General features: G+C 52.2%; 12 protein-coding genes and 1 pseudogene. 6 read left to right on the forward strand and 7 right to left on the reverse strand.

The window, feature by feature from the left end; all coding sequences use genetic code 11:
- Positions 1 to 183 precede the first annotated feature (183 nt).
- The 4 genes from B4056_RS15750 to B4056_RS15765 all read right to left on the reverse strand — a co-directional run bounded on the left by B4056_RS15750 (position 184) and on the right by B4056_RS15765 (position 3,569).
- A complete protein-coding gene (locus B4056_RS15750) occupies positions 184 to 798 on the reverse strand; it encodes a recombinase family protein (RefSeq protein ID WP_288655264.1) in 615 nt (204 codons plus the stop codon).
- A gap of 139 nt (positions 799 to 937) precedes the next feature.
- Complete coding sequence (locus B4056_RS15755) at positions 938 to 1,279, reverse strand: hypothetical protein (RefSeq protein ID WP_288655265.1); 342 nt, start codon at positions 1,277 to 1,279, stop codon at positions 938 to 940.
- Between the two features lie 942 nt (positions 1,280 to 2,221).
- Positions 2,222 to 2,662: a hypothetical protein gene (locus B4056_RS15760; RefSeq protein ID WP_288655267.1), complete on the reverse strand. Its 441-nt coding sequence runs from the start codon at positions 2,660 to 2,662 to the stop codon at positions 2,222 to 2,224.
- Positions 2,663 to 3,104: 442 nt separating this feature from the next.
- Positions 3,105 to 3,569: a hypothetical protein gene (locus B4056_RS15765; protein WP_288655268.1), complete on the reverse strand. Its 465-nt coding sequence runs from the start codon at positions 3,567 to 3,569 to the stop codon at positions 3,105 to 3,107.
- Positions 3,570 to 3,699: 130 nt separating this feature from the next.
- Between B4056_RS15765 and B4056_RS15770 the strand changes: the two are divergent.
- The 3 genes and pseudogenes from B4056_RS15770 to cmoB all read left to right on the forward strand — a co-directional run.
- Positions 3,700 to 4,047, forward strand: a pseudogene (locus B4056_RS15770) (hypothetical protein); the annotation flags it as partial.
- A 77-nt stretch (positions 4,048 to 4,124) separates the two neighbouring features.
- Positions 4,125 to 4,853 (forward strand): carboxy-S-adenosyl-L-methionine synthase CmoA, encoded by a 729-nt coding sequence (gene cmoA / locus B4056_RS15775; protein ID WP_288655269.1) that lies wholly within the window; start codon positions 4,125 to 4,127, stop codon positions 4,851 to 4,853.
- Positions 4,850 to 5,818: a tRNA 5-methoxyuridine(34)/uridine 5-oxyacetic acid(34) synthase CmoB gene (cmoB, locus tag B4056_RS15780; RefSeq protein WP_039384896.1), complete on the forward strand. Its 969-nt coding sequence runs from the start codon at positions 4,850 to 4,852 to the stop codon at positions 5,816 to 5,818. The genes cmoA and cmoB overlap by 4 nt, the downstream gene beginning before the upstream one ends.
- 45 nt (positions 5,819 to 5,863) lie before the next feature.
- Here the strand turns inward: cmoB and B4056_RS15785 are convergent, their stop codons facing one another.
- Together B4056_RS15785 and cutC are read right to left on the reverse strand one after the other, a co-directional pair.
- A complete protein-coding gene (locus B4056_RS15785; protein ID WP_039384901.1) occupies positions 5,864 to 6,712 on the reverse strand; it encodes a hypothetical protein in 849 nt (282 codons plus the stop codon).
- Positions 6,713 to 6,980: 268 nt separating this feature from the next.
- On the reverse strand, positions 6,981 to 7,733 hold the full coding sequence (cutC, locus tag B4056_RS15790) for a copper homeostasis protein CutC (protein WP_288655271.1): 753 nt from the start codon (positions 7,731 to 7,733) through the stop codon (positions 6,981 to 6,983).
- Positions 7,734 to 7,818: 85 nt separating this feature from the next.
- Between cutC and B4056_RS15795 the strand changes: the two genes are divergently transcribed.
- Positions 7,819 to 8,958, forward strand: a complete 1,140-nt coding sequence (locus B4056_RS15795) for a MalY/PatB family protein (RefSeq protein WP_113655092.1) — start codon at positions 7,819 to 7,821, stop codon at positions 8,956 to 8,958.
- Here the strand turns inward: B4056_RS15795 and B4056_RS15800 are convergent.
- Positions 8,955 to 9,515: a VOC family protein gene (locus tag B4056_RS15800; protein WP_094111062.1), complete on the reverse strand. Its 561-nt coding sequence runs from the start codon at positions 9,513 to 9,515 to the stop codon at positions 8,955 to 8,957. The two genes, B4056_RS15795 and B4056_RS15800, sit on opposite strands and share 4 nt — an antisense overlap.
- Positions 9,516 to 9,825: 310 nt before the next feature.
- Here B4056_RS15800 and B4056_RS15805 point away from each other — a divergent pair, with 310 nt between their 5' ends.
- On the forward strand, positions 9,826 to 9,948 hold the full coding sequence (locus B4056_RS15805) for a hypothetical protein (RefSeq protein WP_255402039.1): 123 nt from the start codon (positions 9,826 to 9,828) through the stop codon (positions 9,946 to 9,948).
- Between the two features lie 174 nt (positions 9,949 to 10,122).
- Complete coding sequence (gene argS / locus B4056_RS15810; protein ID WP_094111061.1) at positions 10,123 to 11,853, forward strand: arginine--tRNA ligase; 1,731 nt, start codon at positions 10,123 to 10,125, stop codon at positions 11,851 to 11,853.
- Positions 11,854 to 11,880: the final 27 nt, after the last annotated feature.

Below are 11,880 nucleotides of genomic sequence, written 5' to 3' on the forward strand. Positions count from 1 at the left end.
TGGCTGGGAAAATATCTGTGGAGTCTGTGTACGGGTGCTAAGTGGTTCTGAAAGTTGAGTTACCTTGCTTTCGCAGAGGGACCCAAAAATATCTGCACAGATGCGCTGTGAGAGCGGAGAAGAATTCTGGTCAGATCTGGTCACATAAACACTTGATCCGACCATAGATAGCTATCGGTAAAGTTAATCACACGTGAGCTTCTTCACTTTTGCCACCATTCCCACAGAGCACTCACAAATTTTTGCTATCTCTGCATATGTGTAGCTGCCTTTAACCAGGTAACGAGCAATCTTGTCACGTAATGCTGTGTCTGCTGGGCGTCCCTGATACTTACCCTCTTCTTTTGCTTTAGCAATACCCTGTGATTGACGCTGACGACGTTTGGTGTAGTCCTCATGGGCATAGTGAGCGGCAATATCCACCATCAGACCGTTTATCAACTGAATGATCCTGTCATCTGCTGATGCTTTCAATGCACCGTGTGATGTTGGCAGGTCAACCACGACAACCCGTAAACCATGTTGAGCAATGGTCGCTTTCAGTTCTTCGTATTGTGCGGCTGGTAAGCGAGTCAACCTGTCGATGCTCTCGACGAGAATCAGATCGCCCTTCTTCGCGTTGTTGAGCAGTCTGGTCAGTTCAGGGCGCTCCAACTTTGCACCAGAGAAGTTTTCAACGTAGTGAACCACGTTCTTTAGCTGGTGGTCTTCAGCGAACTGATTAACTGTCTGGAGAGCACGAGTAGCATCCTGGTCAGAGGTCGATGCACGAAGGTATATGTGAGCAGTTGTCTTCATAGTTGGCCTGTTGTTCACAATGGGTTTCAATGAGTTTATTCTACGTGAAAATACTATGTAGAGTAAAGACTAATAACCCTATGTGAACAACATTATTCACGAAACCTGTTTTCAACTCAGGTATACCCTATGTGAAAGGTCAGGTGACATTCTTTGATGCTAACTTACTAACTCCCGCATGACGTTGGAAAGTGGGTGATGGTGACGCTATATCTGGCTTTTTAGTTAAAATTTTAAGCTGTTTGTTAACCTTCGATTGTTCATGCCTGCGTTGAGCATTACGGTCAGCGGAGTATTTTCCCATTACTGCAAGCTGATCTTTAAGCTGCACATCGTCAGGTTTGAGACCGAAGATTTTTAACAATGTGAGATCACGGTAGAACACTGCAGCTTGAAACAGCGCAATGTCTGCAGGATCAATGCAAATGCGTAATGAAGCTGATGCAACAGATGATTTATGAGCAAGTTGAGTTTTGGACATTAAGCAAATTTTCCAAAGAAGATGGATAGATGGGTAATGGTAACGAACGATTAGCTAAAATTTTGAAGTAAGCGAGTGATTATCGATTTCTATTTTCTACACCTCAAACTCAAATTTTTTCCTGATTTGTCCTTTTTTACCTTCGCCAAGATGTTGAACTCTACGCCTTCGATTGAGATTTACGCGCTCAGTCATACTATTAAAAAAAGTATGAAGCCGTTGACAGCTAATCCAAGCCTTATGCCACGCGGATCCAGGACTTTTCCCGGCAACCAAGACTGATTTATTGCCAAAAATCAACTCTTGTTAAGCAAAGAATGCTGACTAAAATAGCGACTATATTCTCGAATGAAGGCACTTGCTACAAAAAACCTCAACGCCTTGTAAAATATCAATTTTTATTTTTAGGAGACATTTTTATAGAATCATAATATGATTCACAAGCTCAAAAAAATACAAACTAAAGGCAATCATAACATGACTGCCATCTATCGCAGATGCATGTAGAATGTGTTAATCAATGTTGATTTTTTATGCAGGACACATTTTTGAACAGGAGGTAACTCAAGACAAAAAAAAAGCTGGAAAGCACGGCAATGCTCCCAGCCTTTATCACACTAAAGATCCGCAACAGTAAGATGTATCGTTACCGAACTACCTTACCTACGATTTAACAAGATTATTGTGAGGTAGTTTGGGTCCACTGTAAAGTCAGTTAAAGGAGTTACTATGAGACTCAAATCGTTTTTCATTGACCCAAATGGCAAACCTCAACCCTATCTAATCCCAGTGATTTGGGTAACAAAAATGGCTCTCAATGCGCTTTTCCGCCATTTACTATCACGTTTGATACCGTAGCATTTAAGGGGCAGACTGCCCCTTTTTCGCTGAATTTTTCCTCAACAACGTTTTTGTAGCGGATGAAAACAGCAGATTAAGTGGCTAAATCCTATTAAGTGGAGGCGTATCGCCATACTTGGACAAATAGTCTATAAAAAATTCTTTTTCAAGCAGAGCTGGGGTGGTGCTCACCCACATGAACACTTGCAGATATGCATACGGAAACTTTTCCTGAAATCTCATATCGTTCCAATATCGCTTTCCTGTCTCATGTTTAAGCTGCAGATAGTCTTTGCTAAACGAACGAGCCATGTCACCTGTACGGTGAGAAAATAACTTTGCCATGCCTATATAGAGAATGCCGTACGGGTCATTATCCAGCACTCTGGGAACAGTTATTGGCCTACCCACCGCATCATAGCTCCTGAGCATGTAAACGCCACCAGAAGTCAGGTATGACGGGTCTACAGTGGAAGTGAACTGGTCACCAGCAAGAAGCAGATCTGAAAGATGCTGGCTAAAACTGTAATTCTGGAGATCCATACTCTTCTTTTGGTCAGAAGGGGTAAAAAGAATTAGTGTAAAAATAGGATAATGGAGAAACTGGCTTTGCCTTAACATTGCTTAAAGCGCTCACCATTTCGCTTAGTTTTTTACAGAGTTTTGATCAGTAATCTTTAAAGTGGGTCTGTTCAGAGAGAGGGAGCAAGCGACCGATAAGGCTCGTTAAGCGTAGCGAAGAGTCATTCTGTTTATGTGATAAGGCTGTTAAAAGTTTTCTTTACAGATCTGTTTAGACAACTAACGCTGTCGGACAGGTGATTGTGATGGAGTATAAGAAGGATTGATATAATATTAACATTTTGTCAAGATCTTGTCTTTACCTAAAAGTGCGGCAGACTAATAAAAGGCACTTTTTGTATCTTATGTATGGAAAGCGAGCAATTCAAATGGGGCAATGTACACCCTACCAATTCTAAGAGTCTTATCTACAAATGATCGTTGAGCCTACATATTGGCAAGAACTACCATTTGAACCTACTAAGCTATTACCAACTTGGCTGTAAGAAGTTGTACCTGATCCGTAAGAATAGGACTGCACTTGCGGGGCTGAGTAGGATTGACTTTGCTGCATTATCTGCTGGCCTTGGTTGCGTATGGATTGACCAGTTTGCTGTAACTGCTGATTTAACTGAGCCATCTGCATCTGTTGGTTCATTCGATTTATCTGATAGATCTGCATATCATTCTGCGTCATAGCCTTTCTAAGACCCGTATTGTACCCATCAGCATCCTTACACAAAATAGTACCTGGCACGACTAACTCTGCGCTACGGCAATCATCGTCACCCGACAGATAATAGTCACCAGCAAAGTAATTAGGCTGCGCTTGATGCGAGCAGCCCACCAGCATCATAGATAACAACGCTGTTACTAAAATTCTTTTCATCTTATTCCCTGAGTTAATGAAGAACTTTCTTATTGCATGGTAATTTTCAATCAAATGTAAGGGAAAGTAAATTAAGCATTGGTTAAATTTACTTTATTGAGAATTGTTTTGTGTGCATCATTAGATGGTTGTAACCCTCGACAGCCGGCCGGTGCACGCTTCTGCCTCACAATCGGCTGCCGCTATCGACGCGCGGGCGAAAAAACCGCGCGTGCCGCCACATGCGGTGCGCACCGGCACTCAGCCGATGGTCCGGTTTATCGGCAGCGATAGCGTGGCAGAGAGCGAAGCCCTCTTTCCGCCGTGGCGCAGCAAGCTGGCAGCGTGGCAGACAGAGAGCGATCCGCTGCTGTTTATTCATACGCCGGATATGGGAGAGGTGTTTCCGCTGGTGCAGGCGCTCTGGCCACAGCTGCAGGCGCTGGAACCCGGCCTGCGCGACCTGCCAGCGTGGCCGCAGCAGAGCGCGCTGTTCTGAGCAGGGAAACGGGTGCAGCAGAGGCGACTTTCTGCCAGAATAGCGCCCTTTCCGTTTTTCTCTTCGGATTTTCCATTATGTCTGACCGCGATACGCTATTTTCCGCACCTATCGATAAGCTGGGTGACTGGACCTTTGACGAGCGCGTGGCTGAAGTCTTCCCCGATATGATTCAGCGCTCGGTGCCCGGCTACTCCAACATCATTTCAATGATTGGTATGCTGGCAGAACGCTTTGTACAGCCCGACAGCCAGGTGTATGACCTCGGGTGTTCACTGGGGGCCGCCACTCTTTCGGTGCGCCGTAACATCCGCGTACCCGGCTGCCAGATTATTGCCGTGGATAATTCGCCGGCGATGGTTGAGCGCTGCCGCCGCCATATCGACGCCTTTCGTGCCGATACGCCGGTACAGGTGCTGGAGGCCGATATCCGCGATATCGAAATTGAGAACGCTTCGCTGGTAGTGCTCAACTTTACGCTGCAGTTTCTGGCGCCTGACGCCCGCATTACGCTGCTGAAAAAAATTGCCCGCGGCCTGAATCCCGGCGGCGCCCTGGTGCTGTCAGAAAAGTTCAGCTTTGAAGATGCTGAGGTGGGCGAACTGCTGTTTAACATGCATCACGATTTCAAGCGTGCCAACGGCTACAGCGAACTGGAGATTAGCCAGAAGCGCAGCATGCTGGAGAATGTCATGCTGACCGACAGCGTGGAAACGCACAAAGCCCGCCTTAAAGCGGCGGGCTTTGCTCATGCAGAACTCTGGTTCCAGTGCTTCAACTTTGGTTCACTGGTGGCGCTGAAATGATCGACTTTGGCCGTTTTTATCAGCAAATCGCCACCGGCCCGCTGGCGAGCTGGCTGGAAGTGCTGCCGGCGCAAATCGCGGCCTGGCAGCGTGACAATCTGCACGGACATTTTCGCAACTGGGAAAAAGCGGTGGAGTATCTGCCGCTGCTGACGCCGCAAACGCTGGATCTGGTGCACAGCGTCAGCGCGCAGCGTGACGATCTGACCGATCGCCAGCGCGCCGGTATCGAAAAACTGCTGCGTAATCTGATGCCGTGGCGTAAAGGCCCCTATGCGCTTTACGGCACGGAGATCGACACGGAATGGCGCTCTGACTGGAAATGGGATCGGGTGTTACCCCATATCTCTCCGCTCGCCGGGCGGACGATTCTGGACGTTGGCTGCGGCAGCGGCTATCACATGTGGCGTATGCTGGGCGCTGGCGCGCAGATGGTGGTGGGCATCGACCCGATGCAGCTGTTTCTCTGCCAGTTCGAAGCGGTACGTAAGCTGCTGGGTGACGATCGCCGCGCGCATCTGCTGCCGCTCGGCATTGAACAGCTGCCCGCGCTGCAGGCGTTTGATACCGTATTCTCTATGGGCGTGCTCTATCACCGCCGCTCACCGCTCGATCATCTGCTGCAGCTGAAAAATCAGCTGGTGAGCGAAGGTGAACTGGTGCTGGAAACGCTGGTGATTGAGGGCGATGAACATGCCGTCCTGGTACCGGGTGAGCGCTATGCGCAGATGCGCAACGTCTACTTTATTCCGTCAGCGGCAGCGCTGAAAGGCTGGCTGGAGAAGTGCGGTTTTGTTGATGTACGCATTGCCGACTATGCGGTCACGTCCGTGGAAGAGCAGCGTCGCACCAGCTGGATGACCAGCGAGTCGCTGGCAGAGTTTCTCGATCCGGCCGATAGCAGCAAAACGGTTGAGGGTTACCCCGCGCCGCTGCGCGCCGTACTGGTTGCCCGCAAGCCCTGAAAATACGCGCCGCGACGGCATCGCGGCGCGTCAGGTATTATCCTGCTACTGCTCATCTGCTGACCGATCCCAGTACTGATATTTATAGGCGGAAGTAAGATGACGCTCGATAGTGCCTTTGGCAAACACCTCTTTTTCGTGCAGAAAACTCAGCGTACAGTTGCCGGCTTCATCCCAGAGCTGACAGGTGTCCGTAGAGTGCAGCGTGCTGACCGGCGTGGTCGCCAGCCCGCTTAATCCCAGCTCGCGCCACTGCTTATCGTAACGCCAGATCTCCCGGCTGCGCGCGCTTTGCGTCTCAACCACCCGATCCTGCGCATTCCAGCGCCAGCGGTTTTCACCGTTATTTTGTTTATCGCTGCCGCGCGTGACGCTCTTCTGCACCCGTAATCGCGGGTCGTAATGATAGGCGATCGCTGCAGAACCCTCACTGCCCATATTCACGAATTTATCGGTGGCGCTGATGATGTTTCCCTGCGGCCCTTTGCGCCAGCTCAGCGTACCCTGTCGCTGATCCACCACTTCTTCACGCCCCGACTTAATCGCGGTAACCCGCCAGGCGTACTCCGCTACCCAGCCGCGCTGTACGCGGGCAATATGCTGCTCCATGCTCAGCACAATATTCCCTTCGCGCTTATCGTAGCTGATATCAGCCACCATCAGGTCGCCGCAGCGGTCAAACTGGCCCAGCACGCGTTTCTGGGAGTCAACGTCTTTACCAAACTCCCCGGCAATAACCTGCCGCACCGCGCCTTTTGCCGCGCCGCCCAGCAGGATCCAGAGATTGCTGCTGCTGATGTTATGGCTGAGCGGCGGACAGGGAGCGGTGGCCGCCTGCGTCGGGCAGGCAGCTAAATATGTCAGCAACAGCGTTGCACAAAGGTGGCATTTCATAGGGTTATCCGCATGGAGCCATCTGTTAAGCAAAGCACCTTTTCCGGCAAATCGCTATGCAGATGGCGGGCGGAGAAGAAAATTATGCCGGGTATAGCGAATATACAAGGGGCTGAATCAACCGCAGAACAGGCTATGTTTGCCGGCAGCCGGCTCACCTGCGCGTTTTTAACGGCATAAAAAAAACCCCAGCAAATGACTGGGGCGTGGTACTTGCAAACATCACGTCAGGGTTGGTGGCGTGCTGTGCGGCAAAATCGATAGCGGATCAGGCGACCCGGTTAACGTTCATCTGCATCATACTTTTCATGGCTTCTATTACGTCACCATCAACGCAGGAACGGCTGAATTCATCGGTTTCTGCTTCGACGCACATCGAAACACCCGCTTTGCGATAGCGCATAGGGGAAGCGATGGCGCGACTGGCTGAGCTGTGGACCTCCTGCAAGCCGCAATCCAGAAACTTCTGCAGATTGCTCAGGCGTACACCAGCACCGGCCATAATGATTGGACCCGTGCTTAATTGATTAAGTTCCCTGAGTAGTGCAATTCCTGTTTCTGCACTCTGCTGCTGGCCTGACGTCAGAATGCGCGCGACACCCAAATCGGTCAGCACCTCCAGCGCCCGCCTGGGGCTGTGGCACAGATCAAACGCCCGGTGAAAGGTCACGGCCAGGCCTTCGCACAGTTGCATAATCTGCTGCATACGCGGCACATCGATATGCGCATCTTCATCCAGAACGCCCACGACGACGCCGGGAAAGCCCCATTCGCGTATCTGCGCGATATCCGATTTCATGATGTCAAACTCCAGACGGGAGTAGCAAAAATCGCCGCCGCGCGGCCGGATGATGGGATGCACCGGAATAGTCAGCTCGCGCAGCGCGGCCTGCAGCATGCCCGCTGATGGCGTCAGCCCGCCCTCGCGCGGGGCGCTGCAAAGCTCTACGCGATCGGCACCGGCGCGCTGGGCGGTCACTGCGCAATCAATGCCGTAGCAACAAATTTCCAGTTTCGTCATCGGTTTCTCCTTATCACGACTGCTGGCTCAGAGGGGGTAGCTTCGGTTAGTCTGTTACTCACTCATTTTACGTGGAAAGCGCACTATGGTATTCGATTTTGATCAACGGATAGACCGCGGTCACAGTGATAGTCTTAAATGGCACAAATATCGTGACCGTGATGTGCTGCCACTCTGGATTGCAGATACCGATTTTCGCTCGCCACCCTGTATTATTGAGGCCATTCAAAAGCGGGTCGCACACGGCGTATTTGGTTACGGTGTCACGCCTGCCGGACTGACAGAGATTATCGTGCAGCGCATGGCGGAGCGTTATGACTGGATTATCAGGCCGGAATGGATAGTGATATTGCCGGGTGTGGTAAGCGGACTTAACATTGCCGTGCGTGCTTTTACCGCAGCCGGAGAACGTACCGTGGCGCCTGCGCCCATCTATCCGCCGTTTCGCGGCGCTTCCCGGCTGGCCGATCGCGCACAGCTCAGTCTGCCGCTGCAGCGGACAGAAAATCGCTGGGTCATGGACATAGATCGGGCGGAGATGACGGGCAACGAGCGACTGCTGATGCTGTGCAACCCGCAAAACCCCGGCGGCACGGTGTACCGGCGCGATGAGCTATCCCGGCAGCTTGCGTTTGCGCAGCGTCACGATCTTATCGTCTGTTCAGATGAGATCCATGCCGATCTGGTGCTGACGCCGGGCGTGCAGCATACGCCGTTTGCCGCGCTGAGTGAGGATGCTGCACAGCGCAGCATAACGCTTATCTCTCCCTCTAAAAGTTTCAATATCGCCGGGCTGGGCGCCTCTATGGCCATTATTCCCGATGATACGTTGCGCCGGCGCTTTAAGCAGGTGCGTGAGGGGATCGTGCCGGGCGTGGATATTCTGGCGCTGGTTGCCGCCGAGGCGGCGTGGCGCGAGGGTGATGCGTGGCTGCAGGCGCAAATTGCCTATCTGCGCGCAAACCGCGACTGGCTGGCGAGCCGCATTGATGCCCTGCCCGGCCTCGATATGGTTGTGCCGGACGCGACCTATCTCGGCTGGATTGACGCCAGCGGCCTGCAGAGTGAAAACCCGGCGCGCTATTTTGAGCAGTACGGGCTCGGCTTCTCGCCCGGAGGCGATTTTGGCGATGACCGCTTTGTCCGCTTCAATTTTGGCTGTACGCGCGCCACCCTGCAGGAAGCGGCAGCGCGTCTGGAGCAGGCGGTGGAAGCCCGGCGTTAATCGCGCTCGCTGGCGACAATCTCTTCAAGTCGCCAGGGGTGAAATTTAATCGTGGTTTCACCATCGGTGACGGCCAGCACAGGATTAGGCAGGCGTTCATTCTCGCCCTGCGGCGCGCTGGTTTTAAAAGAGATGCCGGGCTGCGTCAATGCCGCATCAGAGAGCAGCGCCATGGCGCGCATGCCCAGCGTTTCCGGCTCACCGCGCAGGACGATCTCAATATGTTCCCAGCCCTCGTGCCGGTACAGCTTCGCGCCCGGCCAGGGCAGCTCAATCACATCAATCTGCTGCCCTGCCAGCGTGACCGGCTGCCGGAGTTTAAACAGACAGATCGGTCGACCGTTAATCATCGCTTCTGAAAAGAGCTCACCAATCTGCAAAAAGCCGCGCTTCCAGCGTTCGGCGGTAGCAAACTGGTGACAGCGCACGGCCAGATGATCAATCTCGTGTGCCTGCGGTGAAAGTCCGAGTCGCGCAGCAAAAGCCTGCAGCGCCTGCTCAAAACGGCAAAAATCTTCTGTTAAATCGTCTAACTCCGGGGGAAAGTCCAGCTTCATTACCTGAAACCTCAACGTCTGTTCAGTGAAATTAATCATTAAAATCAATATGCCAGCTTTTTCAGCCAGACAAAACCTTCGGATTCATCCGATTTAGTCAATAAAAACCGCCAAAACCAGATAAAAACAGGCTTACATTCAGATTATTCGCCTAATCAGGGCCAGTCTTAACTTTATAAAAACAAGCTAAGCTTATGATTAGATTGACGAATCTTTACACAATGAGATAACTCTTATTTGGGCGCCAATGAATTGCAGATAACCCCCCTTTCTTATAAATTTGAGTTTCTACCTCACAAGGAACGGCTCTATGTCTATGCTCATTGTTGTCGCGGTTCTCATTGCATTAACGGGATTCGCCATTTCCCGTCACTGGAAGGTGCGTGAAGACAAAAGCGTCAAAAATCCTCGTCGTCACCCGCGCCGCCGTTAATCGGCGCGCGGTTTTGCCGTCAGCTGACCAGTCCGGGCCGACTGCTGTTGCTGACGCATCCTAACATTTCACGTATACTTCCCCTCTCTTTTTTTCCATCCCGACACAAGCGCGGGATGATGGTATCGGCTCGTCCTCTGCTGACGGGCCTTTTCAGCATATGAAGGTAACGCGGTGAATATTCAGGCTCTTCTTTCCGATAAAGTCAGTCAGGCGATGCGTGCAGCGGGTGCGCCCGACGATTGCGAACCGCTGGTTCGTCAGTCAGCTAAAGTCCAGTTTGGTGATTATCAGGCGAACGGCATCATGGGCGCGGCAAAACGGCTGGGCCAGGCACCGCGTCAGCTGGCTGAACAGGTGGTGAAGCATCTGGATCTGACCGGCATTGCCAGTCATACCGAGATTGCAGGGCCTGGCTTTATCAATATTTTCCTCGATCGCCAGTGGCTGGCACAGCAGGCCGCGCAGGCGCTGCAGCAGCCCGATCTCGGCGTCAGCAAACCTGAACCGCAAACCATTGTTATCGACTACTCGGCACCTAACGTGGCGAAAGAGATGCACGTGGGCCACGTGCGCTCCACCATCATCGGCGATGCGGCGGTGCGGACGCTGGAGTTTCTGGGTCACAATGTGATCCGGGCTAACCACGTCGGCGACTGGGGTACGCAGTTTGGCATGCTTATCGCCTATCTGGAAAAGCAGCAGAATGAAGATCATGCTGATATTGCTCTCGCCGATCTGGAAGCATTTTATCGCGAAGCAAAGCGTACTTACGATGAAGATGAAGCGTTCGCCGCGCGCGCGCGCAGCTATGTCGTCAAGCTGCAGGGCGGCGATGAGTATTGTCGCGTCATGTGGAAAAAGCTGGTTGATATCACCATGAGTCAGAATCAGCTGGTCTATGACCGTCTGAATGTCACCCTGACGCGTAATGATGTCATGGGAGAGAGCCTCTACAACGATATGCTGCCAGGCATTGTCGCTGACCTGCGTGAAAAGGGTCTGGCGGTCACCAGCGAAGGCGCGACGGTGGTTTTCCTTGATGAGTATAAAAACAAGGAAGGCGAGCCGATGGGCGTTATCATCCAGAAAAAGGATGGCGGCTATCTCTATACCACTACCGATATCGCCTGCGCGAAATATCGCTATGAAACGCTGCACGCCGATCGCGTGCTCTACTATATCGACTCGCGCCAGCATCAGCACCTGCAGCAGGCGTGGACCATCGTACGTAAAGCGGGCTATGTGCCAGCCTCGGTGCCGCTTGAGCACCACGCCTTCGGCATGATGCTGGGCAAAGATGGCCGTCCGTTTAAAACCCGCAGCGGCGGCACCATCAAGCTGGCGGATCTGCTGGATGAAGCCGTTGAACGCGCCCACACGCTGGTCAGCGCTAAAAATCCGGAGATGTCGCCGCAGGAACTGGCCGATCTGGCGGAAATTGTTGGCATCGGCGCGGTTAAATATGCCGATCTCTCCAAGAGCCGTACCACAGATTACATTTTCGACTGGGACAACATGCTGGCATTTGAGGGCAATACCGCGCCTTATATGCAGTATGCCTATACCCGCGTCCTGTCGGTGTTCCGTAAAGCGGGTCTGGATGCAGAGACTCTGAGCGGTGAGATTACGCTGACGGATGAGCGCGAAGCGCTGCTGGCCACGCGCCTGCTGCAGTTTGAAGAGGTGATCACGCAGGTTGCGCGTGATGGTACGCCGCATGTTATGTGTGCTTATCTGTATGACCTGGCCGGACTCTTCTCCGGCTTCTATGAGCACTGCCCGATTCTGGCGGCTGAAGAGGCGTCTGTACGCAACAGCCGCCTGCAGCTGGCGGCTCTCACCGCGAAGACCCTGAAACAGGGGCTGGATACGCTGGGGATTAAAACCGTCGAACGGATGTAATGACGGCAGCTGATAAAAAACCCGCCT

Origin of the sequence: Pantoea sp. UBA7232, from assembly GCF_002473195.1 — a bacterium.
Classification (GTDB): domain Bacteria; phylum Pseudomonadota; class Gammaproteobacteria; order Enterobacterales; family Enterobacteriaceae; genus Pantoea; species Pantoea eucrina.

Excerpts from the sequence above, each read along its gene's own strand:
- cutC (WP_288655271.1), bottom strand. The coding sequence starts at position 7,733 with ATGACGAAACTGGAAATTTGTTGCTACGGCATTGATTGCGCAGTGACC.
- B4056_RS15805 (WP_255402039.1), top strand. The coding sequence starts at position 9,826 with ATGTCTATGCTCATTGTTGTCGCGGTTCTCATTGCATTAACGGGATTC.
- cmoA (WP_288655269.1), top strand. The coding sequence starts at position 4,125 with ATGTCTGACCGCGATACGCTATTTTCCGCACCTATCGATAAGCTGGGT.
- B4056_RS15750 (WP_288655264.1), bottom strand. The coding sequence starts at position 798 with ATGAAGACAACTGCTCACATATACCTTCGTGCATCGACCTCTGACCAG.
- B4056_RS15765 (WP_288655268.1), bottom strand. The coding sequence starts at position 3,569 with ATGAAAAGAATTTTAGTAACAGCGTTGTTATCTATGATGCTGGTGGGC.
- B4056_RS15795 (WP_113655092.1), top strand. The coding sequence starts at position 7,819 with ATGGTATTCGATTTTGATCAACGGATAGACCGCGGTCACAGTGATAGT.
- cmoB (WP_039384896.1), top strand. The coding sequence starts at position 4,850 with ATGATCGACTTTGGCCGTTTTTATCAGCAAATCGCCACCGGCCCGCTG.
- B4056_RS15760 (WP_288655267.1), bottom strand. The coding sequence starts at position 2,662 with ATGGATCTCCAGAATTACAGTTTTAGCCAGCATCTTTCAGATCTGCTT.
- B4056_RS15755 (WP_288655265.1), bottom strand. The coding sequence starts at position 1,279 with ATGTCCAAAACTCAACTTGCTCATAAATCATCTGTTGCATCAGCTTCA.
- B4056_RS15800 (WP_094111062.1), bottom strand. The coding sequence starts at position 9,515 with ATGAAGCTGGACTTTCCCCCGGAGTTAGACGATTTAACAGAAGATTTT.
- B4056_RS15785 (WP_039384901.1), bottom strand. The coding sequence starts at position 6,712 with ATGAAATGCCACCTTTGTGCAACGCTGTTGCTGACATATTTAGCTGCC.